General features: G+C 52.7%; 31 protein-coding genes. 18 read left to right on the plus strand and 13 right to left on the minus strand.

The features are described 5' to 3' along the window. The first annotated feature begins 104 nt into the window (after window positions 1–104). Window positions 105–911, plus strand: coding sequence for an AraC family transcriptional regulator (locus tag JWZ98_RS22465; protein WP_205452330.1), 807 nt, complete (start codon window positions 105–107; stop codon window positions 909–911). 1 nt (window position 912) lies between these two features. Here JWZ98_RS22465 and JWZ98_RS22470 read toward each other — a convergent pair whose 3' ends face one another. Further along, the gene (locus JWZ98_RS22470; RefSeq protein ID WP_205452332.1) at window positions 913–2073 is read right to left on the minus strand and encodes a PLP-dependent aminotransferase family protein; all 1161 of its coding nucleotides are present in this window, start codon (window positions 2071–2073) and stop codon (window positions 913–915) included. Between the two features lie 71 nt (window positions 2074–2144). Here JWZ98_RS22470 and JWZ98_RS22475 point away from each other — a divergent pair, with 71 nt between their 5' ends. Then, window positions 2145–2627: a MarR family transcriptional regulator gene (locus tag JWZ98_RS22475; protein ID WP_205452335.1), complete on the plus strand. Its 483-nt coding sequence runs from the start codon at window positions 2145–2147 to the stop codon at window positions 2625–2627. A gap of 23 nt (window positions 2628–2650) precedes the next feature. Further along, the gene (locus JWZ98_RS22480; RefSeq protein WP_205452337.1) at window positions 2651–3877 is read left to right on the plus strand and encodes an RNA polymerase sigma factor; all 1227 of its coding nucleotides are present in this window, start codon (window positions 2651–2653) and stop codon (window positions 3875–3877) included. 383 nt (window positions 3878–4260) lie between these two features. Here JWZ98_RS22480 and JWZ98_RS22485 read toward each other — a convergent pair whose 3' ends face one another. The 7 genes from JWZ98_RS22485 to JWZ98_RS22515 all read right to left on the minus strand — a co-directional run bounded on the left by JWZ98_RS22485 (window position 4261) and on the right by JWZ98_RS22515 (window position 6942). After that, complete coding sequence (locus JWZ98_RS22485; RefSeq protein WP_084254078.1) at window positions 4261–4488, minus strand: type II toxin-antitoxin system HicA family toxin; 228 nt, start codon at window positions 4486–4488, stop codon at window positions 4261–4263. Window positions 4489–4490: 2 nt separating this feature from the next. Beyond that, window positions 4491–4700, minus strand: coding sequence for a type II toxin-antitoxin system HicB family antitoxin (locus JWZ98_RS22490; protein WP_205452338.1), 210 nt, complete (start codon window positions 4698–4700; stop codon window positions 4491–4493). A gap of 59 nt (window positions 4701–4759) precedes the next feature. After that, window positions 4760–5071 carry a DUF3800 domain-containing protein gene (locus JWZ98_RS22495; RefSeq protein ID WP_205452339.1) on the minus strand — a complete coding sequence of 104 codons (312 nt, stop codon included), beginning with the start codon at window positions 5069–5071 and terminating at the stop codon, window positions 4760–4762. Window positions 5072–5074: 3 nt separating this feature from the next. Further along, window positions 5075–5830, minus strand: a complete 756-nt coding sequence (locus JWZ98_RS22500) for a DUF3800 domain-containing protein (protein WP_205452340.1) — start codon at window positions 5828–5830, stop codon at window positions 5075–5077. Window positions 5831–6177: 347 nt separating this feature from the next. Then, window positions 6178–6342: a hypothetical protein gene (locus JWZ98_RS22505; RefSeq protein WP_205452342.1), complete on the minus strand. Its 165-nt coding sequence runs from the start codon at window positions 6340–6342 to the stop codon at window positions 6178–6180. Further along, window positions 6339–6608, minus strand: a complete 270-nt coding sequence (locus tag JWZ98_RS22510) for a hypothetical protein (protein WP_205452343.1) — start codon at window positions 6606–6608, stop codon at window positions 6339–6341. The genes JWZ98_RS22505 and JWZ98_RS22510 overlap by 4 nt, the downstream gene beginning before the upstream one ends. Before the next feature lie 46 nt (window positions 6609–6654). Then, window positions 6655–6942 carry a YchJ family metal-binding protein gene (locus JWZ98_RS22515; RefSeq protein ID WP_275899154.1) on the minus strand — a complete coding sequence of 96 codons (288 nt, stop codon included), beginning with the start codon at window positions 6940–6942 and terminating at the stop codon, window positions 6655–6657. Between the two features lie 305 nt (window positions 6943–7247). On the opposite strand from JWZ98_RS22515, the gene JWZ98_RS22520 reads away from it, so the two are divergent. From JWZ98_RS22520 to blaOXA, 8 genes are all read left to right on the plus strand, one after another. Continuing rightward, window positions 7248–7640 carry a YciI family protein gene (locus tag JWZ98_RS22520; RefSeq protein WP_205452345.1) on the plus strand — a complete coding sequence of 131 codons (393 nt, stop codon included), beginning with the start codon at window positions 7248–7250 and terminating at the stop codon, window positions 7638–7640. Window positions 7641–7761: 121 nt separating this feature from the next. Beyond that, window positions 7762–8247, plus strand: a complete 486-nt coding sequence (locus JWZ98_RS22525; protein ID WP_205452347.1) for a VOC family protein — start codon at window positions 7762–7764, stop codon at window positions 8245–8247. A 42-nt stretch (window positions 8248–8289) separates the two neighbouring features. Further along, window positions 8290–8697 (plus strand): VOC family protein, encoded by a 408-nt coding sequence (locus tag JWZ98_RS22530; protein WP_205452348.1) that lies wholly within the window; start codon window positions 8290–8292, stop codon window positions 8695–8697. 11 nt (window positions 8698–8708) lie between these two features. Continuing rightward, a complete protein-coding gene (locus JWZ98_RS22535; protein ID WP_205452349.1) occupies window positions 8709–9065 on the plus strand; it encodes a YciI family protein in 357 nt (118 codons plus the stop codon). A gap of 25 nt (window positions 9066–9090) precedes the next feature. Beyond that, window positions 9091–9618 carry an SRPBCC family protein gene (locus JWZ98_RS22540; RefSeq protein WP_205452350.1) on the plus strand — a complete coding sequence of 176 codons (528 nt, stop codon included), beginning with the start codon at window positions 9091–9093 and terminating at the stop codon, window positions 9616–9618. 29 nt (window positions 9619–9647) lie between these two features. Further along, complete coding sequence (locus JWZ98_RS22545; protein WP_205452351.1) at window positions 9648–10124, plus strand: SRPBCC family protein; 477 nt, start codon at window positions 9648–9650, stop codon at window positions 10122–10124. Between the two features lie 47 nt (window positions 10125–10171). Next, window positions 10172–10654, plus strand: coding sequence for a VOC family protein (locus JWZ98_RS22550; protein WP_205452352.1), 483 nt, complete (start codon window positions 10172–10174; stop codon window positions 10652–10654). Next, complete coding sequence (blaOXA, locus tag JWZ98_RS22555; RefSeq protein ID WP_205452353.1) at window positions 10654–11436, plus strand: class D beta-lactamase; 783 nt, start codon at window positions 10654–10656, stop codon at window positions 11434–11436. Before JWZ98_RS22550 ends, blaOXA begins: the two co-directional genes overlap by 1 nt. A gap of 10 nt (window positions 11437–11446) precedes the next feature. Here the strand turns inward: blaOXA and wrbA are convergent, their stop codons facing one another. Both wrbA and arsC read right to left on the minus strand, forming a co-directional pair. Then, window positions 11447–12037 (minus strand): NAD(P)H:quinone oxidoreductase, encoded by a 591-nt coding sequence (gene wrbA / locus JWZ98_RS22560; protein WP_205452354.1) that lies wholly within the window; start codon window positions 12035–12037, stop codon window positions 11447–11449. Continuing rightward, a complete protein-coding gene (gene arsC, locus JWZ98_RS22565) occupies window positions 12037–12384 on the minus strand; it encodes an arsenate reductase (glutaredoxin) (RefSeq protein ID WP_205452356.1) in 348 nt (115 codons plus the stop codon). The genes wrbA and arsC overlap by 1 nt, the downstream gene beginning before the upstream one ends. 72 nt (window positions 12385–12456) lie before the next feature. On the opposite strand from arsC, the gene hldE reads away from it, so the two are divergent. The 7 genes from hldE (at window position 12457) to JWZ98_RS22600 (ending at window position 17137) form a co-directional block, all read left to right on the plus strand. Then, a complete protein-coding gene (gene hldE, locus JWZ98_RS22570) occupies window positions 12457–13887 on the plus strand; it encodes a bifunctional D-glycero-beta-D-manno-heptose-7-phosphate kinase/D-glycero-beta-D-manno-heptose 1-phosphate adenylyltransferase HldE (protein ID WP_205452358.1) in 1431 nt (476 codons plus the stop codon). A 41-nt stretch (window positions 13888–13928) separates the two neighbouring features. After that, the gene (locus JWZ98_RS22575; RefSeq protein ID WP_171697024.1) at window positions 13929–14192 is read left to right on the plus strand and encodes a DUF4258 domain-containing protein; all 264 of its coding nucleotides are present in this window, start codon (window positions 13929–13931) and stop codon (window positions 14190–14192) included. A gap of 4 nt (window positions 14193–14196) precedes the next feature. After that, window positions 14197–14463: a hypothetical protein gene (locus JWZ98_RS22580; RefSeq protein WP_171697025.1), complete on the plus strand. Its 267-nt coding sequence runs from the start codon at window positions 14197–14199 to the stop codon at window positions 14461–14463. 42 nt (window positions 14464–14505) lie between these two features. Continuing rightward, window positions 14506–14706 carry a hypothetical protein gene (locus JWZ98_RS22585; protein WP_205452360.1) on the plus strand — a complete coding sequence of 67 codons (201 nt, stop codon included), beginning with the start codon at window positions 14506–14508 and terminating at the stop codon, window positions 14704–14706. 56 nt (window positions 14707–14762) lie between these two features. Further along, window positions 14763–15626 carry a 4-hydroxybenzoate octaprenyltransferase gene (ubiA, locus tag JWZ98_RS22590; RefSeq protein WP_205452362.1) on the plus strand — a complete coding sequence of 288 codons (864 nt, stop codon included), beginning with the start codon at window positions 14763–14765 and terminating at the stop codon, window positions 15624–15626. Between the two features lie 151 nt (window positions 15627–15777). After that, entirely contained in the window at window positions 15778–16227 is a 450-nt protein-coding gene (locus tag JWZ98_RS22595) for a nucleoside deaminase (RefSeq protein WP_205452364.1), read from the plus strand. Window positions 16228–16489: 262 nt separating this feature from the next. Next, window positions 16490–17137 carry a glutathione S-transferase family protein gene (locus JWZ98_RS22600; protein WP_205452366.1) on the plus strand — a complete coding sequence of 216 codons (648 nt, stop codon included), beginning with the start codon at window positions 16490–16492 and terminating at the stop codon, window positions 17135–17137. Between the two features lie 240 nt (window positions 17138–17377). Here the strand turns inward: JWZ98_RS22600 and JWZ98_RS22605 are convergent, their stop codons facing one another. From JWZ98_RS22605 to JWZ98_RS22615, 3 genes are read right to left on the minus strand one after another with little or no spacing between them, the layout of a single operon-like run. After that, entirely contained in the window at window positions 17378–20494 is a 3117-nt protein-coding gene (locus JWZ98_RS22605) for an efflux RND transporter permease subunit (RefSeq protein ID WP_205452376.1), read from the minus strand. Continuing rightward, the gene (locus JWZ98_RS22610) at window positions 20491–21558 is read right to left on the minus strand and encodes an efflux RND transporter periplasmic adaptor subunit (protein WP_205452378.1); all 1068 of its coding nucleotides are present in this window, start codon (window positions 21556–21558) and stop codon (window positions 20491–20493) included. The genes JWZ98_RS22605 and JWZ98_RS22610 overlap by 4 nt, the downstream gene beginning before the upstream one ends. Before the next feature lie 41 nt (window positions 21559–21599). Beyond that, window positions 21600–22526 (minus strand): hypothetical protein, encoded by a 927-nt coding sequence (locus JWZ98_RS22615; protein ID WP_205452380.1) that lies wholly within the window; start codon window positions 22524–22526, stop codon window positions 21600–21602. Window positions 22527–22560 lie beyond the last annotated feature (34 nt).

Consider the following 22560-nt stretch of genomic DNA (forward strand, 5'->3'; position numbering starts at 1 on the left):
ATGCCGTCTAAGGCAACGCCCCAGGCCCGTTGCCAAGCACTTGTGCATTGACTAGACTGCTTGGCAAACTGCCGGAGAGCCGGACGCGACAGGGAGCTTAAACAATGACCAATACACCACGCTTGTATGAACGTGCTACTGCCTCGGCCGTCCCTTTCGATGCGCTCTGGGACATCAGCGGCGGCCGCACGTTTTTTTGCGGTCCGCTGTATTACAACGCCAATCACCAACACGGTGCACCGGTGTTTCTAGCCGGTCTGTATGGGAAATTTCGTTTGAAAGTGGCGGGTAGCGATTGGCTGTCTTGCCGCACTGCGGTGATTCCTGCAGGCGTGTGGCACGAACTGGATGTGGGCGGCGACCCGTTGGCGGTGTTTTACATTGAACCGACCATCGCTGGCACCGAGGCGCTGTTACCTTTAATCCGCGATACCCGCTCGGTGAACGGTGCCGTGGTCGGCAATGGCGGAGAAATCACCTTCATGCGCGAGCTGTACGAAGACCGCTACAGCCCGAATTGGACCGCGCAGCCCTTAGCCGATCTGCTGGATTTTTCGAAACGCCGGTCGCAAGCCGACAGGATAGACCCGCGCATCAGCCAAATCGTGGAATTTTTATTCGCGCAAGGCGACGACCTGACGTCGGTAATTAGGTTGGCCGCGAATGTGGGACTATCCGCGTCCCGGCTACAGCATCTGTTCAGCCAGCAGATCGGCGTGCCGTTTCGCCGTTATCGCAGCTGGAACCGCATGCGGCAGGCGATACAAGAAGTCATCAAGGGCCACAACTTCACGACTGCCGCGCACGCTACCGGGTTTTCCGATTCCGCCCATTTCAGCCATGAATTCCGTAAGACCTTCGGTGCCGCGCCGACGGTGGGCTTGCATAATCTGGCGCGGCGGCAACCTTAGCTTACTTAAACTCCCGCACCAAATCAGCCAAAATCCGCAAGCCTGATTCGGCATCCTCGCTACTGGCGTGGCTGAAATTCAAACGCAACTGGCCACAAGCATCCACCGCCATCGGTAGAAAGGGTTCGCCGGGCATAAACGCCACGCCGGCTTCGATGGCTTTGGGTAACAGCTGGCGAGTATCGATTTGGCGGTTCAGCGTCAGCCAGAAAAATAAGCCGCCGGGCGGGGTTTGCCAAACTGCCAAATCCGCAAAGTGCCGACGAAGCGCGGCTTCGAACGCATCGCGGCGCTGGCGGTAATGTTCGGCCAGCGCCACTAATTGCTGGTTACGCTCAGGATTTTTCAGTTGTTGTAGTACCAGCCATTGGCTAAGGCGATTGCTGTGCAAATCGGCCGCCTGTTTCAAGCGGGTCAAAAACGGCATGAGTTCCGGCGACGCGACCAGGTAACCCAAGCGCAAGCCCGGCGCCAGGCTTTTGGAAAACGAGCCTTGATAAATCCATGGCGCTTGTTGCAACCTGGCGCATACCGGCGTGCGTTCGCAAGCGTCATACACCAGATCGCGGTAGGGGTCGTCCTCAAACAAAGGGATATTACCGGCATCGCAAGCGGCGGCCAGAGCGGCCCGTTCCCCGGCATCCAGGCAGCGGCCGCTGGGATTCTGGAACGTGGGGATCGCATAGGCAAACGCCGGCTTTTCCTGTTGCAACGTATCCAGATCGGGCGCCCCGGCATCGTAAGCCACGAAGCGCGCGCCGAAAAACCGAAACACCTGCAAAGCCGCCAGATAAGTTGGCGCTTCCACGGCCACCGGAGTGCCGGGATCGATGAACAGTTTGGCAACCAGATCGATGCCTTGCTGCGAACCGGACAGGATCAAAACTTGTTCGGCCGTGCACTTAACACCCAGGCCTTGCATGTCTGCGGCGATACGCTCGCGCAGCTCCGCTTCGCCTTCGCTGGCACCGTATTGCAACATGTGCTGCGGCATGGCCTTTAGCGTGAATTGCGGGAAGCTGTCCAACGACGGTAATCCGCCGGCAAAGGAAATCATGCCGGGTCTGTCGACGACGGCCAGAATTTCGCGGATTGGTGACGGATGCAGGTCTTGGTTACGAGCGGAAAAGCGGATAGGGTGCTGCGGCGATAATAAGTTCATGGCGGGCATTGATAAATGTCAATAAAGTTGACCTATAGCCATGCTAACGGCTGCCTGCCTATAATGTCAACATGGTTGACCAAATAGCCGCTATCGATACTCCCCCGATTGATGAAATGCCGACGCCGGAAAGGCGCGAAGCCGCGTTGCGCCTGGCGATCGAGCAGTTTTACTTCGGCTATCGCGCCTTTACCATACAGCCGGACCGCATCCTGGCCGAGCGCGGGCTTGGGAGAGTACATCACCGGATCTTGTATTTCGTCGGCCGCAACCCGCGGATTTCCGTGAACGCGCTGCTGGGCATGCTCAGCGTTAGTAAACAAGCTTTGAACGCACCATTGCGGCAGTTAATGGACATGCAGCTGGTCATGATAGACACGGCCGCGCATGACAAGCGGGTACGCGAACTCAGCTTAACGCCGGACGGCGCGGAATTGGAAGCGCAACTGACCGGCACCCAGATGCAACAGCTGCAAACGGTATTCGCGCAAGTCGGCGCCGAAGCCGAAGCCGGCTGGCATGAAGTGATGCGTAGCTTGAGTGCACAAGGCTGAAAGCCGACGGAGGCGAAACGACAGTGCGCGAAAAAATCGACGCCATCTACCAAAGCGAATCCCGCCATGTGCTGGCCACCTTGATTCGGCTGCTCGGCGATTTCGATGTGGCCGAGGAAGCGTTGCACGATGCCTTTCGCGCCGCGCTCGAACAATGGCCGCGCGACGGCTTACCTGCCAATCCGCGCGCCTGGTTGGTGTCGGCCGGTCGCTTCAAGGCCATAGACGGCCTGCGCCGGCAAGCCCGCTTCGACGTGCTGGAAGATGCCGATACCTTGGCGGATCCAGCCAGCGAACCCGGCGACACGGATGACGAAGGCCTGGAAGACGACCGCCTGCGGCTGATCTTTACTTGTTGCCACCCAGCATTGTCCCCGGATGCCCAAGTCGCATTGACGTTGCGCGAGGTCTGCGGCCTGGCCACCGAGGAAATCGCTCGCGCCTTCCTGACGCCGACACCAACGCTGGCGCAACGCATCGTCCGCGCCAAAACCAAGATTCGCGACGCCCGCATTCCGTACCAAGTACCCGCGCCCGCCGAACTAGCCGACCGCTTGGATTCGGTGTTACGGGTAATTTATCTGGTGTTCAACGAAGGCTACTCCGCTTCGTCCGGCGCGGCGCTAACCCGGCACGATTTATCTGAAGAAGCGATACGCTTGGGACGCTTACTGGTCGAATTACTACCGGAGCCGGAAGCGCAAGGTTTGTTGGCGTTGATGCTGTTACACGAATCGCGCCGCGCCGCCAGAGCCACAGCCGACGGCGAACTGATTTTGTTGGACGACCAAGACCGCAGCTTGTGGGACAGGAAACGCATAGAGGAAGGCTCGGCGCTGGTAAAGAAAGCCTTAGGATCGCGGCGCTTTGGCCCTTATACCGTGCAAGCCGCTATCGCTGCGCTGCACGCTAACGCCAGCCATGCCGCCGCCACGGACTGGCCGCAAATCGTCGCACTCTACGACGTCTTGTTGCGCATCGCTGCTTCGCCGGTGATCGAATTAAACCGGGCCGTCGCGGTAGCGATGCGGGATGGACCTTTAGCTGGACTGGAGTTGATCGATGCCATTTTACAGAACGGCGACCTTAACGATTATCACCTCGCGCATGCGGCACGAGCAGATTTGTTCCGGCGTTTGGGCAGAACCGACGAAGCCGTCGCAGCTTACGAACAAGCCCTGGCTTTGACGCGCCAGGAACCTGAGCGGCGCTTTTTGGCGCGGAGACTGCAGGAAATCCGTGTCGAGTAACAGAATTAGTGAAAAATGGGCAATTGATTTTAAAGCGGTATCTCATTGTTTTAGTCGCGCGCCATACCCGCTTATTGATACCAAAAATGAAAAGTTTCGCGCCCCATCTTTCTGATAGAACAAGTTTGGCCAAAGCCCACCCGACGTAAAAATAGGTGCCACCCACCACGAAATTACGTCGATTGAAATCTGACCACTGTAGCCTCGATGCAGCGTTAGCGGAATCGAGGGCGTCGGCCTACCGGCCATCAAACCCACATCGGCAATTAAAAGAAGCTGGCCTTCGAAACCTCGATTCCATTGAGGCTACTTGTTGTGTCCATGCTCATAGCTAACACAAAGCTCAGCCGCGTAGCGCTAGCGGAGTCGGCTGGAGTGTTGGGTTAGGCTTGAAATTTAAGTAACTCTTCAACTGTCAGGCCAATATCCTTAGCAATTTGCCGAAGTAAAATGGGTGAAATATCACGCCCGGCATGAAATGGCACGGTTGTGCAGCGACCGTCAGGATGGCGGAACTGTTTATGTGAGCCGCGTTGTCGGATTTCTGTAAATCCTAGTATTTCGAGCAAAGCGACGACTTCCCGAGGTTTAAGAACAGGTACATTTCCCATGCTTAAGCGACGACCACGTTTTGCGTTCCAATAAACTCTGCTTCCAGTATTGGCTCACCATCCTCAAGTAACATTTCAATGACTTCTCGAAGATTTTGATTAAGTTCATCTAATGAATCCGCCTGGCTATGTGCACCGGTAAATCCAGGAATAAAGCCCACATATAAGCCAGTATCGTGACATTTTTCAATAATTGCCGTATAAATTTTCATATTGGTTAAGCCTATTTGAATATTAATTGGAACCAAAGCTGGATTCCCGCTCACTTGATTTATGAACAGAATTTCGTCATGTAATCAGCCGGATTTATATCTTTATCGCTAGTTTTTAAGTCGTCTGACATTAAGCGCTCAAAATCTCGCGGCGCAATAGCCCCAAATACGAAGCGATTAACCCCTGCATCTTTAAGATTATTCACAAATTGATTATTTTCATTACGAAAAAATGCCGAATAATAATATCGTGTTGCTCCAGCTATCAAGTCAGCGACTTGAAGAGCAGGATATTGTTTCGAGTTTCCAGAACGCAATTCTTTAACTTTTAAAGGAAATTTAAATTTTCTTTGTCCGTAGCCTATTTCCATAGGTTAAATCGAACTATCCATCATTTTCATGAAAATGGGTTGCGACGCTTTAATGGGTTTTGATTCGTCATAGATAATGATAGGCGCTTCATCTAACTGTCTTTCCCATTCAGTTAAATGACAAAAGAACGAACTAATGGCTGGGTCTATAGCGTATTTTTTGTCAATGCCGTTGAGAATATCATCTATAAAACGCTCCGCATAAATATAAGGAGCAAGCATTGATTTATATTGTTCATCTATGCAGTTATGGTATAGCACTGTAGCACTGTCAAAAAACTTCCTTTTGGATTCGCTGGATTGATTTCTGACCATTTCAACAAAATTGGTCAGAAAGTCATTAAATTGTTGTTCAACACAAAAATGCGGTGCTGAATACCAATGCAAATTCGCTAACACAATATTGCCGCTATTTTTATAAATATCGACTCCATTCCAACGCATAAGCGTTTCTTCTATGATGTCAACAAGTTGAGTAATTACATTGAAACGCTTATGCACAATCATCGTTTTCACACGCTTTTCAGAGTGTATTGGCGAACTAATAAAGTCAAATATCTTGTTGCGTCCTGCTTCACTGCCTTGAAGACTACTGAATTTAGCTTCGGAAGCTTGATGTGATGAAACTAACCGCAAAAGCTCCGCACATTCATCTTGATTACAATCTACTGATGCAAGTGTAAAGATCGGTTGATTAGCGTCTAATAAATGCGCTCCCGTATTATGTGACTCATCGAAGAAAATTATTGGTGTTGTCATAGATTATGTCGTCAGGATCGCGTAGCCTAACTAGTTATTAGATAGGTCTGCATATCTACCGAAAAATGATCTTCGACACGATAATTTATTGATCTGCATGTGCTCTTTCTGTATATCATTCATGACCAGTAGCGGCCAGACTGCTGCCATTGAATCAGATCAAGAGACAGTCCGCAACGGGTCAGCAGCAGTTATTCAGAGCACTAAAAACAGTCATTCCGGAACTTTGGCTTTCAAAGCTATAGTAAGTATGCTATTCGAGCTCTACGAACCAAACCCAATCGGTTTTTTCATTGTTTGTGTCGCCCGATACCCTTGGATAACTATCTAACTTGCCTAGCTAAATACTACATTTCTTTGGCCCCGCTAAGGTAATGACGATGAAACTCCGCCAGACCAGGCTCCGATGCGGTTTTCTCTACATAACCGTTCAACACCGGTAGTTGTTGCTGGGCAATCAGTTGGGCATGGGGATGACGAATCGCGGTCAGAAACGACGACAGGCTAGTCACCACTTGCCCCCTTTGGGCTTAAGCGACACTTTAGCCAGACTATCGACCAACTGAAGCGTGTACTTCAACATATAATCGGCATAGCGGCGAATCAGCGGAATCTGTTCCTCTAAGTCCTTACGTTCCGCATCAAAATCCTCACGAAACACGATTTTCTTGTCGGCAAACACCAGCGGCGCCGATTCGGAAGTATCGCAGGCCCAGGCGGGTTGCGGTTTTAATAGCTCGGCTTGAAATTGCTCGTCCCGATAAGGGTAAAACGGCATGGTGAGGCAGCGCGAGGGTTTATCGGGGTGAATGCCGCACGGATTATCAGGCGCCAGCGCCCGACACGGAAAGGATGGCGGAATATAGGCGGTGGGTACTATCAATGCCGCCGACTCTTTCCTGTCGGCTAGTTTTATCGTGGCGCCCCGCTGGTGACATATAGCCATTCGCCATTTCCGTGGCGTTGCGAATTTCCAGGCTGCGCCACTCGCATTCTTCCGCCATCCGCTCGGCTTCAGCCCGATTAAAATCCTCTTTGATTTCCGGCGCATGGGTGCGTTCGACATGGTCCAGCTTGCGTTGTACGAAAGCCGTGTAGCGCGAACGCATCAAGGCTTCGGTGGTGGGCGCCGGCGCACCGTCGATAATCGGGCCTCAGCATTCGACATAATCCAGTTTGGAGCCGCAAGGGCAAAGCGTCATAGTTCATCTCCGGTTAGGTTGCGAAAAATTGAGGTCGATCTTTCAATGGTAAGCGACAGCCGGCTTCGGCTCAGGGCAAGCACTGGAAATTGTCGCCATGCATCGACACCACTTTCGATAGCCTGTTTCAACGATAAAAACGTTCCAATTGTCGAATATGCCCGGCGCCGGACGACTACTCAGTGCGAACATTATTTTTAACCCAGGAGTTGACCATGAAATACCTATGCCTGATTTGCGCCGAAACCGTGATGGAACAGATGACCGATGAGACCGCGGCCAAACACTTTGACGAATACGCCGAATTTACCCAAGCTATCCGCAACAGCGGCCATTACCTGAGCTGCAATCGGCTGCTGCCGGCCAATGCGGCCATCACGCTGCGGGTGCGCGGCGGTAAAGTCAGCATCACCGACGGCCCGTTCGCGGAAACCAAGGAACAATTCGGCGGCTATTATCTGATCGAGGCTAACGATTTAAACGAGGCTATCCAGGTGGCCGCGCGCATTCCAGGGGCAAAACACGGTTGCGTGGAAGTGCGGCCGATAGCCGAAGACCGGCAAACGCTGCAAGCGTTGGGTTTTTTGGAACCGGACAATTTGCGTTAGCCGGCAAGTTTGCCAACTAGTGGAAAAAATTTCTGCGGCTTGTCGATTTCGGCATTCGCGGTTCGACAACAGATGTAAGCAATCTTTTTTCCACGACAAACCTTAAACCAGGAGCACAGCCATGAACAACATCAAACCTATCCCCGACGGTCACCACACCTTAACTCCTTACCTAGTGGTGCGCGGCGCGGCGGCGGCATTGGAATTTTATGCAAAAGCCTTTGCCGCCACCGAGCTAATGCGCCTCAACGCGCCCGGCGGACTTATCGCCCACGCCGAATTTAAAATCGGCGATTCGCATTTCATGCTGGCCGACGAGAATCCGAATTGCAGCGATATTTCGCCGCAGGCACTGGGCGGTACGCCGGTGAAACTGCACCTTTATGTCACCGATACCGATGCGGTGTTCGCCGCCGCCATACAAGCCGGCGCAACAGAAATCATGCCACCCACCGACCAGTTCTGGGGCGACCGAATGGGCGCGCTGACCGACCCGTTTGGTCATAAATGGCTGATCGCCACGCACATCGAAGACGTCGACCCCAGCGAATTTCAGGGCAGAATGGAGGCTTTCTTCGCCGCTCAGGCAACAGCCGGTAAACCTTAAATCGGCCGATTTCGGCATCCTCGCACCTTTAAAGGAAGCAATATGAACAATCAAATATTCATCAATCTAGCGGTAAAACATCTCGATCAATCCGTGGCGTTTTTTACCGCGCTGGGCTACACCTTCAACGCGCAATTTACCGATGAGACCGCGACCTGCATGATCTTCAGCGAGAACATCTTCGTCATGCTGTTGACGGAAGACAAGTTCCGCACGTTTACGCCCAACAGCATTTGCGACGCCACGAAAAGCACGGAAGTACTGATCTGCTTATCCTGCCAAAGTCGCGAGGCGGTGTACGACATGGTAAGTAAGGCGGTTGCAGCCGGCGGCAGCACTTATAACCAGCCGCAAGACCACGGCTTTATGTATGCGCACGGTTTTCAGGATTTGGATGGCCATATCTGGGAACTGGTCTACATGGCACCGGATGCGGTATCCCAGCACTAACGGAGAAAGCGATGAAATATATGCTACTGATTTATCTCGAAGAACACAGCCTGGACGAAGCCGACCGGCAAGCTTGTTATGCCGAATCCACCCAACTCGCGCACAAGCTCAAAGCCGACGGCCAATACCTGGCGGCGAGCCCCCTGCAGCCCACAGCCATGGCGACCAGCGTGCGGGTACGCGACGGCAAACGCTTCGTCACCGACGGCCCGTTTGCGGAAACCCGCGAACAACTGGGCGGCTATTATCTGGTCGACGTCCCGGATCTGGACGCGGCTCTCGCTATCGCCGAGCAGATTCCGATGGCGCGCAAGGGTACCGTCGAAGTGCGGCCGCTGATCGAGATTCCGGGTTTGCCCGGCGATTGAACTTACCATGCTTTAGGAGAAGACCATGATCAAAACCATCCTTATCGTTCTCGTCGTCATAGTCGTCGCACTGCTGATCTATGCGGCAAGCAAACCCGATACTTTCCGCGTACAACGCTCGATCACCATCAAAGCGGCCCCGGATAAGATTTTTCCGTTGATCAACGATTTGCACAATATGCAAATCTGGTCGGCTTGGGAAAAAGTGGACCCCGGCATGAAGCGCTCATACAGCGGCGCAGCCAGCGGTCCCGGCGCGGTCTATGAATGGGAAGGCAACAAGGAGATAGGCCAGGGTCGCATGGAGATTCTGGAAACCAATCCGCCGGTAAAGCTGATGCTGCGGCTGACTTTCATTAAGCCATTTCCAGCCGAGAACAGCGTGGAATTTACGTTGCAAGCTGAAGGCAGTATTACTCATGTCACTCAGGCCATATACGGCCCCAGCCCCTTCCTCTCTAAAGTGATGAGCCTGGTGTTCAGCATGGACAAAATGATAGGCGGCAAATTCGAGGAAGGTTTAGCCGAGCTAAAGACCATCGCGGAAAAATAATCTTCTATTTCAATTGCATAGGAAAAGCCATGAATCCAACTGAACAAACAGCTGAATCGCGTGAATTAATGCTGACGCGCCTGATCGATGCGCCATCCGAGAAACTCTATAAAGCCTGGACCGAACCGGCGCTGCTCAAGCAGTGGTTTTGTCCGAAGCCCTGGACCGTGGCCGCAGCCGAACTCGATGTCAGAGCCGGCGGCACCAGCAACATCGTGATGCGTGGCCCGGACGGCGAGGAGTTTCCAAACCAAGGAATCTATCTTGAAGTCGTGCCAAACGAGCGTTTGGTGTTCACCGACGCCTACACCAGCGCCTGGGAACCCTCCGCCAAACCCTTCATGACCGGCATCATCACGTTTACACCTGAAGCCGGAAAAACCCGCTACACCGCGCGCGTGTTGCATTGGAGCGCGGCAGACCGGAAAACCCACGAAGAAATGGGCTTTCACGAAGGCTGGGGCAAGGCCACCGACCAACTGGCCGAGCTGGTAGCCGGCTTTTAAGACGGGAAAACCGGTCATTACTTATTAACACTTACCGAGTAAACAACATGCCCAAAATCACCTCATTTTTATGGTTCGACGACCAAGCCGAAGAGGCGATGAATTTTTACGTATCCATTTTTAAACATTCGAAAGTCTTGAGTGTTACTCGCTACGGCGACGCCGGGCCCGGACCGAAGGGCAGCGTGATGACTGCCAATTTCGAGCTGGACGGACAAGTATTTACCGCGCTCAACGGCGGCCCGACGTACCCGATGCAAGCGTTTTCCCCAGCAATTTCGTTTGTCGTACACTGCGAAACTCAAGCAGAAGTGGACCACTATTGGGAAAAACTATCCGCGGGCGGCAAGCAGAATCAATGCGCCTGGCTGGAAGACAAATTCGGCGTAACCTGGCAGATCGTGCCGAATGTGCTGCTTGAATTGATCAGCGATCCCGACCCGGTAAAAGCCGGACGGGTGATGCAGGCCATGCTGAAAATGACCAAAATAGACATAGACACCTTAAAACTAGCCTACGCACAATCCTGATGAAACCGCTATTCGCCACTCTACTGTTGCTACTTGCCGGCCGGGTTAACGCCATCGAATGGGTGGATAGTCCTGCGCTCGCCACACTGTTCAGCGAAGCGGGCGTGCATGGCACTTTCGTAGCCTACGATGTCGATGCGGATAGGCTAATCGGCCACGACCAAATTCGCGCGGAAACCCGCTTCATCCCGGCCTCGACGTTCAAGATTGCCAATAGTTTGATCGGCTTGTCGGTAGGCGCGGTCAGTAGCGTAGACGAACCGTTGCCATACGGCGGCCAAGCACAAATGATCAAAGACTGGGAACGGGATATGGGCTTGCGCGAGGCGATCAAACTATCCAACGTGCCGATTTATCAAGCACTGGCCCGGCGCATCGGCCATGAGCGGATGCGCGAGAGAGTTGCCAACCTGGGCTACGGTAACGCCGATATAGGAGATACGGTTGATCGGTTTTGGCTGGATGGTCCGCTGCAAATCAGCGCGGTGGAACAGACGGCATTTTTGGCCCACTTGGCGCGGGATCAATTACCGCTCTCTGCCGATGTTCAGAGCAAAGTCCGGGAAATCACCATGCTCGAGCAAAGCGGCGAACGGGTTTTATACGGCAAAACCGGCTGGTTAAACGCGCCCAATCCCGGTATCGGCTGGTGGGTGGGCTGGATCATGCACGGAAATCGTCTGTACAGCTTTGCATTGAACATCGACATCACTCAAGCCGCCGACGCACCCAAACGGGTAGAGTTGGGCAAGGCCTGTCTCAAGGCCTTGGGAATATTGTAATCGCAAGGCCTTATTTGGCTCGCAGCGCCAATGCCGTTTTTGCCAGACGTTCCCCCAGCACCCAGCACAAGCGTTTTTCATGCTCGGTGAGTTCCGCATCGGTTTCGGCGACATGGCTGGGCCCGTAGGGCGTGCCGCCGCTGACCGTTTCGCGCAGCGCAATCTCGTTACACGGAAGGCTCATCAACAGCATGCCATGGTGCATCAAGGGCAGCATCATCGATAACAGCGTGGTTTCCTGACCGCCGTGCATGCTGCCGGTGGACGTAAACACGCCGGCCGGTTTGCCGGACAAGGCTCCGGAGAACCACAGTGCCGTCGTACCATCCAGAAAATGCTTTAACGAGGCGGCCATGTTACCAAAATGCGTTGGGCTGCCCAGCGCCAAGCCGTCGCAGGTTTCCAGGTCTTGCAAAGTGGCATACGGCGCGCCGGCATCAGGAATGCTGTCGGCGATTTTCTCGCACACCGCGGATACTTCCGGCACAGTGCGTAACACCGCTTCCGCTCCGGTTACCGATTCCACGCCCCGACCGATCTGTTGCGCCATGCGCGCGGTACTGCCGTCGCGGCTGTAAAAAAGGATCAGGATTTTCGCCATCAGAGTATAGCCAATACGTTTTCCGGCGGCCGGCCGATGGCGGCTTTACCGTCTTTCAACACGATGGGCCGTTCGATCAATTTGGGGATTCTGATCATCGCTTCGATCAAGTCCGCATCGCTTAAGGATTTGTCGTCCAAACCGTTTTCTTTATATTCCGGCTCTTTGGTACGCATTAAGTCGCGCGGCTTGATGTTGAGCTTGGTCAGGATGTCCTGCAATTCAGCGGCGGTAGGCGGGGATTTAAGATATTCGACAACTTCCGGCTTAACGCCTTGCGCTTCCAGTAGTTTCAAGGTGTCGCGGGATTTGCCGCAACGGGGGTTGTGGTAGATTTTGACGCTCATGGTTTGCACCTTAATCATGACGGGTTGCGGCTATAATAGCACCCTTCGAATCACGGATAAGCCCCCAAAGCCATGCAATTACCCAACTATTCAACCGCCCGCGTGCTGGTGGTCGGCGACCTGATGCTGGACCGTTACTGGCACGGCGCCACTTCACGGATTTCCCCGGAAGCGCCGGTGCCGGTGGTGCACGTCAAACAAGACGAACAACGGGCAGGCGGCGCCGGTAACGTGGCTTTGAATATCGCCGCACTGGGTGCAAAAGTATCGCTGCTGGGTTTTACCGGCGAAGACGAAGCGGCGACGGCGTTGAAAGCTTTGCTGCAACAGGCCAAGGTTTTATGCCTGTTTCAAGCGGTGCCGGGTTATCCGACCATTACTAAATTGCGGGTGATGAGCCGGCACCAGCAGTTGATCCGGCTGGATTTTGAAGACGGTTTTAACAATGTCGATAGCGATGCGTTACTGCATCTATACCATGCCGAGATGATGCAATCGCAAGTCATTGTGCTGTCCGATTACGGCAAAGGCACTCTAAACCAGGTACAACAATTTATTAAATTGGCGAAGCAGTTGAACAAACCGGTGTTAGTCGATCCGAAAGGCAGCGATTTTTCGATTTACCAGCAAGCCACGCTGATCACGCCCAACCTCAGCGAATTTGAAGCGGTAGTGGGCCGCTGCGCCGATCAACAACAAATCGTCGAACGCGGCGTAAATTTGCTGGCCGAACTGGAATTACAAGCGCTATTGGTCACGCGCGGCGAAAACGGCATGACCTTACTCAGCAAGGACGAAGAACCGTTACATCTGCCAACGCATGCCCGCGAGGTGTTCGACGTCACCGGTGCCGGCGACACGGTCATCTCCGTATTAGCCGCCAGCCTGGCCGCAAAAAAACCGCTGGCCGAAGCCACGCAACTCGCCAACATCGGGGCCGGCATCGTCGTCGGCAAAATGGGTACCGCCACCGTCAATACCGACGAATTGCATGCCGCCTTGCAAGGTCCGCGCGCCAACCACAAAGGCGTCTGCAGCTTGCCCGAATTATTGGCCGAGCGCGCCGCCGCCAAACAAAACGGCGAAAAAATCGTCGCCACCAACGGCTGCTTCGACATCCTGCATCCCGGCCACGTCCGCTACCTGCAACAAGCCAAAACCCTGGGCGACCGCTTGGTGGTATTGGTGAACAGCGACGCATCCGTGCAACGCTTAAAAGGCCCGGAACGCCCGGTCAACAAACTAGACCACCGCATGGAAATGCTGGCCGCACTGGAATGCGTGGATTGGGTCGTGGAATTTGAGCAAGACACCCCCAAGGAAGTCATCGACCAATTACTACCGGACATCCTGGTTAAAGGCGGCGACTATACCGACATTACCAGCATCGCCGGCCACGAAAGTGTATTGGCGAATGGCGGCGAGGTGAAGATCTTGTCGTTTATTGAGGGGCATTCGACGACTTCGATTATTCAGACGATTAGAGATAAAACTGGCAACTAGGCCATGCCGTCAATACAATGTATGTATAAGACTGGCGTTCTATGATTTCATTTGGGCAAGAGAAAAATGAATTGCTCAAGCAAAGTCGAGGCATCGGCTTTGAGGAGATTATCGCGGCAATCAATGCAGGAAAAATACTCGATGTATTTGAGCATCCCGATCAAATACGCTATCCGCAACAAAAAATTTATGTCGTTGAAGCGCTTGATTATGTGTATTTGGTGCCATTTTTGCGGAACGAAGACGGCATCTTTCTTAAAACCATCATTCCAAGTCGCAAAGCCAAAAAACGTTACAAAGGGTAAAGCCATGTTCGATGATGAAGAGATGTCGATATTAAACGCATTGGAAAATGACCAATTGGTACGTAGCATCAATGCCGATGAAGAAATTGCTTTGGCAAAACAGGCCGCTAAAGAATATCTATCAAAATCAAAAAACGTCACTATTCGCCTTAGTTTGGGCGATGTGACATTAATTAAAAACCGGGCTCAAGATGTTGGTATCCCGTATCAAACGCTAATTTCTTCGCTGGTACATCAATATGCAACGGGCAAAATACGATTGGAAACTTAAGAAGTGTCGCGACATCAATAAATCATGTGCTGAAGGCAACTCATGAAAACTGACGCCGAAATCATCCATAGCGGATTCGAATCGATTTTTTCAACCTTAGGCATGGTTGATGCCGAGCGGTTTATCATGCTGATTAAGCGCGACAAATTCGATTACACACAGTGGCAAAAACAACTCTGGCCGAACGAGTCTGTAGAATCTTTATCTGCCCTAGCTCAGCGGGATTGGGAACAATCTTCCTGAATTTGCCGCGAACTTCAATAACAGACAATCGCTCTCCCAAAAGAATTGCTTTTCGAATGATTAACCTAAAAGACTGCCTCCACCAATACTGGCTCCTGGCCCGCTTCGATAAACCCATCGGCATTTTCATTCTGCTGTGGCCGACATTATGGGCCTTGTGGATTGCCGGTGACGGTAGGCCGGACGGTTTGGTGCTGACCGTATTCGTGGCGGGGGTGGTGTTGATGCGCGCTGCCGGTTGCGTGATTAACGATTACGCCGACAAGGATTTCGATCCGCATGTTGATCGCTGCAAACTAAGGCCTATCGCGGCGGGCAAAGTCAGCCCTAAGGAAGCGTTGATTGTATTTGCGGTGCTGTGTCTCACTGCCTTTGGTTTGGTGTTGCTGCTGAATTGGTACACCATCGGTTTGTCCTTCATCGGCGCGTTTCTGGCGGCCAGTTATCCGTTCATGAAGCGCTTTACCCATTTGCCGCAGGCTTATCTGGGCGCGGCGTTTGGGTTTGCTGTGCCGATGGCGTTTGCCGCGCAAACCAATGAAATACCTTTGGTAGGCTGGATTCTGTATCTAGCGGTGCTGCTGTGGGCGCTGGTCTACGACACGATGTATGCGATGGTGGACATCGACGATGATTTGAAAATCGGCGTGAAATCCACGGCCATTTTGTTCGGCAAACGGGTGCGGGAAATTACCGCAGGTCTACAAGTTGTGATTATCGGCTTGTTGCTTACAGTGGGCATAATGCAACAGCTCAGTTGGCCCTATTACGCCGGTCTGTTGATCGCCAGCGGTCTGGCGGTTTACCAGCAAAAATTGATTTTTCATTTCGATAAACCCAGTTGTTTCAAGGCCTTTTTGAACAATAACTGGTTCGGTCTGGCGGTATTTGTGGGGATTGCGTTGGCTTATTGGCAATAGCGAATCGAGGCGCTTAGGTTTGGAAAATCTCCCCACCCCCTTTTTAAAAGAGGTTTTTGGAGACCTAAAACTCGACTTAACCCCATACTCATCTACCCAGCCTTTGTAGAACGGATTTTCAAACATACCCCAATTGATTTTAGGAGTTGCGATGAACTATCAGGAGATGCTCGCCGTGGCGTTTGCCGAAGCAAAAGCCGGTTTTGACGAAGGCGGCGTGCCGGTCGGCGCGGCCTTGTTCGATGCTGATGGCACCTTGCTGGGCCGGGGCCGCAACCGCCGCGTGCAAGATAACGATCCGTCTGTGCACGGCGAAACCGATGCCTTCCGCAATGCCGGCCGGCAGACCAGTTACCGCGACAAAATTTTGGTCACCACCTTGGCACCGTGCTGGTATTGCTCGGGATTAATTCGGCAATTCAATATCGGCACGGTGGTTGTCGGCGAATCAAGCAACTTTTCCGGGCATCTGGACTGGCTAAGAGAAGCCGGCGTCAAGATTGTGGAATTGAACGACCCCGTCTGCATCGAGTTGATGAGCCGTTTTATTGCTCAATCGCCAAAGATTTGGTTTGAAGACATCGGTGAGGACTGTTGTTAAACCAAGATTTGCCGCTGATTCTATCCGTTGAATAGCACAGCCGTAGAACCCAACTAAAAATCCATTACAAAATGGCATTGCTCTATGCGGTTATTTATTATAAAACGGCGAGAATGATGCGCTGATACCTAAAGGCGTTCTTCGCTATCAAGCCTTCGAGAGTGGAACAGGGCTTCTCATTTCCCTGGGTCCACATTCTCTGGGACGACGATATCCGATTTAATAAATTCTCGATCCATAATCTGCAAAGGAGTTTTCGTTTATGAGTCTGTCCTTAGTCATCGGTAACAAAAATTATTCATCGTGGTCGCTACGGCCTTGGTTGTTTTTGAAATATCACGACATCGACTTCACGGAAATCCGCATCCCGCTGTATCGAGAGGATTCGAAAGACAAGCTGCTGCAATACTCGCCGACCGGTAAGGTACCGGTTTTGCTGGATGGTGAGCTTAAGGTTTGGGATTCGCTGGCAATATTGGAATATCTGGCGGAACGCTTTCCGCAAACCCAAGGCTGGCCGGAGGATTTTGCCGAACGCGCTGCGGCCCGCTCCTTGGCTGCCGAAATGCATTCCGGATTTACGGCGCTGCGAACCTATTGCGGGATGAATTGCAAGCGAACACCCTCAGCCAAACCCTTGCCGGAAGCAGTACATCCGGACATCGAACGTATCGGTGAAATTTGGCAACACTACCGGCAACTGCACCGCCACGACGGTCCGTGGTTATTCGGCCGTTTTACGATAGTCGATGCGATGTTCGCCCCCGTCGCCTTGCGATTTCACAGCTATCAACTGGCAACCAATAAAGAGGCGCAGGCCTATGTGGACTGGGTGCTGGCTTGCCCGGCTGTAAGCGCCTGGATGGAAGCCGGCAAGTTGGAAAGCGAGGTAATCACCGCGTTTGAATAAGCGGTTTACAACGTTGCTTATAACCAAAATAAAATGGTCACTGCTTTACTGAAATGATCGATATTTTCAAAACTGAGTTTTGCCGATATGCCAGTGCAGATGTAAAAGGCAACTGGAAAGATCAACTCATTGACCAGCCATTAATCGGTCGTTCCTGTAATGCTTTTCTCCAGTTCATACCGGGGCATTCGAAACCTGAATTTCACCCACCCGAAAACACCGGTTTCTAAAGCTTAAAAATTAAACCGCGATTCTGAACCAAGCTGCATATAAAGCCGGCAAAAACAGCAGCGTCAACGCAGTCGCGACGGTCAAACCTCCCATAATCGCCACCGCCATCGGGCCGAAAAACGCGCTGTGGGTGAGGGGAATCATAGCCAATATTGCCGCCGCCGCGGTCAATACGATGGGGCGAAACCGGCGCACCGTCGAATCGACAATCGCATCAAAATCCGAACGCCCGGCCTGCTTATCCTGATCGATTTGATCGACCAGAATTACCGAGTTGCGCATGATCATGCCGGAAAGTGCGATGGTACCCAACATCGCCACAAAACCGAACGGTTGTTGAAAAATCAACAAAAACAAGGTCACGCCGATTAGTCCCAGCGGCGCTGTTAATAACACCAAGGCCATCCGCGAAAAACTTTGCAACTGGATCATCAGCACAGTCAAGACCGTCAGAAAGAACAAAGGCATACCGGCCGCGACCGAATCGCCGCCTTTGGCCGATTCTTCCACCGCGCCGCCGGTCTCCAGGCGGTAGCCGGGCGGTAATTGCCGCTTTATGTCGACCAGTTGTTCTTCTATCTGAGCCGACACCATCGGCGCCTGCATATTGCCATACAAATTCGCGCGCACCGTGACGGTAGGAATGCGATTACGCCGCCAAATCAAACCTTCCTCAAAACCGTATTCCAGTTCCGCGACTTGCGACAGGGGCACACTGCGTCCGCCGGGGATCGGTATCATCAAATTTTGCAGACGCGATAAATGCTTACGTTCGATTTCGGCGCCACGCACCAATAAGTCGATGCGCTCGATGCCTTCACGAAATTCGGTCACATACAAGCCTTGTAGCGCACCGTTGACAATATTGGCAATATCACTGGAACTAATCCCCAGCAGTCTGGCTTTCGATTGGTCAACATTCACGCGCACGACTTTCACCGGCTCTTCCCAATCCAACTGCACGTTGGACGGATAAGGGTTGGCGCGCATCACATCCGCCACCTGGCGAGCAATCGTGCGTAGCGTTGATAAATCCGGCCCGGAGACTCTGAATTGCACGGGAAAACCTACCGGCGGGCCGTTCTCCAAACGTAATACGCTGCCGCGCATATCCGGAAAATCCTGTTCAAACAAATGGATGAGTTTATCGCGCAGTTGTTCTCGTTCCGCTGGGCCATTGGTCAACACCACAAACTGCGCAAAGCTGCGTTGCGGTAGTTGCTGATCCAAAGGCAAATAAAAGCGCGGACTGCCGTTGCCGACATAAGCCACGTAATTATCGATGCCGCTTTGCTCATCCAGCCAGGCCTCCAGTTTTTTCACATCGGCTTCGGTGGCGGCATACGACACACCCTCAGCCAAACGCAAATCGACGATTAACTCCGGCCGAGTGGAATCCGGAAAAAACTGTTGCTGGACAAACTTAAAACCGAAGATCGCGGTAATAAACATGCCTATGGTTAAAACAATCACCAGCCAACGGTGGATAACGCAAGCGGCCACCAGTTTTCGGAAGCGCAGATAAAACGGCGTTTGATAAAGCTCGTGGGCGTGGTTCTTGGGCTGTTCGGCATGTGGTTTGTTCCGCAACTTGGCCCAAATCCGCACCCAGCTCGACGCTTGCTCTTGTCCCTTGCTCAAGTCAGGCAATAAGCGATGTCCCAAATACGGTACAAACACTACCGCCGCAAACCAGGAGACCAACAAGGCGATGACCACCACTTGAAAGATCGAGCGGGTGTATTCGCCGGTAGAAGACGCCGCCGTGGCAATCGGCAAAAAGCCGGCAGCCGTTACCAATGTGCCGCTCAGCATCGGCATCGCGGTGGTTGTATAGGCAAATGCGGCAGCACGGGTTCTATCCCAACCCTGTTCCATCTTAGACGCCATCATTTCCACCGCAATAATGGCATCGTCCACCAACAAGCCCAAAGCCAAAATCAACGCACCCAGAGAAATTTTGTGCAAGCCAACGCCAAACAGATGCATCAGCCAGAAGGTAACCGCCAACACCACCGGAATCGTGATCGCGACCACGATGCCGGTGCGTAAACCCAACGACAGCAAGCTAACGCCCAGCACTATGACGACCGCTTCTGTCAGCGATTTGGCAAACTCGTTAACCGAGCGCTGCACCGCTTTCGGCTGCGAAGACACAGTATGCAATTCCAAACCCACCGGCAATTGAGCTTGGGTAGTTACTACGGCCTGGTCCAAATCGCGGCCCAGCTTGATGATATCGCCGCCAGCACGCATCGCCACGCCGATCAACAGCGCGTCATGACCTTTATAACGCACCCGGTCCTTGGGGGGATCTTCAAAGCCGCGGCTGACTTTGGCGACATCGCCCAACCGAAATTCGTTGTTATTGGCGCGAAAACGTACATCCCGCAGTTCTTCCAATCTATCGTAACGACCGGTTACCGCAATCCGAATATGCTCGTTTTCAGAATCGAAACTACCGCTGCCCGTCACCAGATTTTGCGCTTGCAAGGTGCGGAGCAAGGTGGCAACGTCGATGCCGATGGTCGCTAATTTGGCATTGGACAATTCGACGTAAATGCGTTGTTTCTGCTCGCCGAAAAAATCGACCTTGGCGACATCGTTCACTCTGAGCAGTTCGGCGCGCAAGGTTTCCGAGTGGCGTTTCAGTTCCGCATAGTCGTAACCGTCGCCGGTCAAGGCATACAAGTTTCCGTATACATCCCCAAACTCATCGTTGAACGTCGGCCCTTCAACACCAGCCGGCAGGGTGTAAGCAATATCGCCGATTTTTTTGCGAACCTGATAAAAAATGTCCGGGACTTGCGCCGCTGGTGTGGAGTCCTTGGCCGACAGAAAAATTAAGGATTCGCCCGGTCTGGAATAGCTGCGTAAATTGTCCAGCCAGGGTACTTCCTGGAGTTTTTTCTCCAGTTTATCGGTGACTTGTTGTTCCACTTCCTGCGCGCTGGCACCGGGCCAACCGGTGCGGATAACCATCACTTTGAAAGTGAACGGCGGATCTTCAGACTGGCCCAGCCTGGTATACGAAAGCATGCCCACCAAGGTCAGCATCAACATGGCATATAACACCAATGCCGGGTGCCGCAAAGCCCACTCGGAGAGATTGAAGCCCGATTTCATGGTTGGCTCCGCAGCGGCGTTGCCCTAACTTTCTGGCCGGGTATCAAAGTTTGCACCCCAGCCACCACGACTTGTTCGCCTTTTTGGATACCGCCGGCAATCAACACGCCATCTTCGCGAAACGCGCCAGCCTGAACGGTTCTAGGCTGAACTTCACCGTTCGCCGGATTCACCACCCAGACGACGGATTGACCATCGCGCTGAGTGAGCGCTGTGGTGGGTAATAAAAAATCCTTGGTGTCCTGATGATAAAAGCGAACGCCGGCCGTCATGCCCAAACGCACCGAATCGTCGGCATCCAGCAAAACCACACGTACTTGAAAAGTACGTGTGAGATTATCGGCCGCCGGTGCCACTTCCCGGACTTTACCTTGATATACGGTAGTGGGGTTGGCCCACAATCTGATTTCCGCCGGCACATCGACAGCGATGCCCAGCATGCGCGACTCGGGAACGGCTATTTCGACTTCTTTATTTTCCGGCACGGCGATACGAACAATAGGCTCGCCGGCGGCAACCACTTGGCCTGGTTCGGCCTGAATGCGGGTAACCACGCCATCCCGCTCCGCCAGTAACTGCGTGTAGCGCGACTGATTGCCGGTTACCGCCGCTTGCGCGCGGGTTTGCTTTACCCTGGCCGCCGCCGCCTTGAATTGCGCTTCCTGAATATCCAAAGCCTGGTTGGAAATGAATTTGCTGGCGTGTAATTGGCGTTGTCTGTCCAGCTCGGCTTGGGCCAAGGCCAGATCGGCTTCCGCCGCCCGGACTTCCGCCTGCGCCGCTTGGGTGGATAAACCGGTATCCATACTATCCAGTTTGGCCAACAGCTGACCTTTCGTCACCACTGCGCCTGTATCGACATTGCGTTCGATAATTTTGCCGTTGATGCGAAAACCTTGAGCACTTTCGTAGCGGGAGCGAATTTCGCCTATCAATATGATAGGAGCGGCTGTGGTTTGTTCGCCTACTGTCACCACTAAAGCCGGTCTGGGCGCTGATGCCGTGGGCGCTGGTTTTTCGCAAGCGGCCAGCAATAGCGGCAACGTCAACAACAAATATTTCATTTTATCCCCTAAAAAATGGCACTAGCTGCATCCAGAGTTATTTATGCCATGGCCTTGCGGATTAACTCCAGCGGCACCAGCGAAATCAATGCTCTAAACAACAAGGCGTTGTGATTGTTGACTAGGCCGTAACATTCGTAATCCAAGGGTGTGGCGTTCAAATCGCCGAAATCGTGCGCGGCACAATCCGCTGCGGGTTTGATCAAAATATGCACCGCGTCGTTACTTTTAAGCTGCGACAAACAGCGTCTGTCGATGGAAATTTTGTGCGAAGTATAGACCATGGGGTTACGCTCGAAATCGTGCAGCCATTTCAAGGCCTTTTCCAGCAAAGCACTGGACAGCAATGCGCACGGAAACATCTCCGGGAAAATCACCTTATCCTGTAGCTCGTCGAAATACTGGGTTTGATCACGCAGCGATGCACACAGAAAATTCTTGGCATTGCTGGTCATCATGAACTTGCGTTTGAGAAAAAAACCATTGCTCAAAAAACAACGGTCAGGCTGGATTTTTAATTCGCCGACCCGAGACAAATCCGGCTGATCTAAAAACAGCGGTTCAGCAGTTTCTTTTTTATAGCCGGTCAGGGCCAGTTTGCCGTCGGCCTTGACGATAATCCGATTGCTCAAGCTTGGCGACGGTTCTTTTTTAAATACCGAGTCTTTAATATCCACTTCAATCGCCTGGTTCGGCTTAATGGCATTGGCAAAGGCAAACTGGTAATTGCTGAAGTTCAAGCCCTGTTCGGCCAGCAATTTTTCTTCGTCATGTTGCCGGCGATAGTCGGCAATCTTGCCTTCGATCAAGGACTCCAGCTGAAACCCCAAGGTAATCGGGCCATTAAACGGATTACCGTTGATGTTCTGCCACTTCCGGCTATCGTGGAACAGATTGAAATCGTCGGTGGAATTGCGGGCGATGTCGATATGTAGCTGACTGAAAACATCAGCATTGTTTAGATTCATGTGGGAAGCCTCCGCTCAGCTATCGTCGAAACGA

This window comes from Methylomonas sp. EFPC1, from assembly GCF_016925515.1.
Lineage (GTDB): Bacteria > Pseudomonadota > Gammaproteobacteria > Methylococcales > Methylomonadaceae > Methylomonas > Methylomonas defluvii.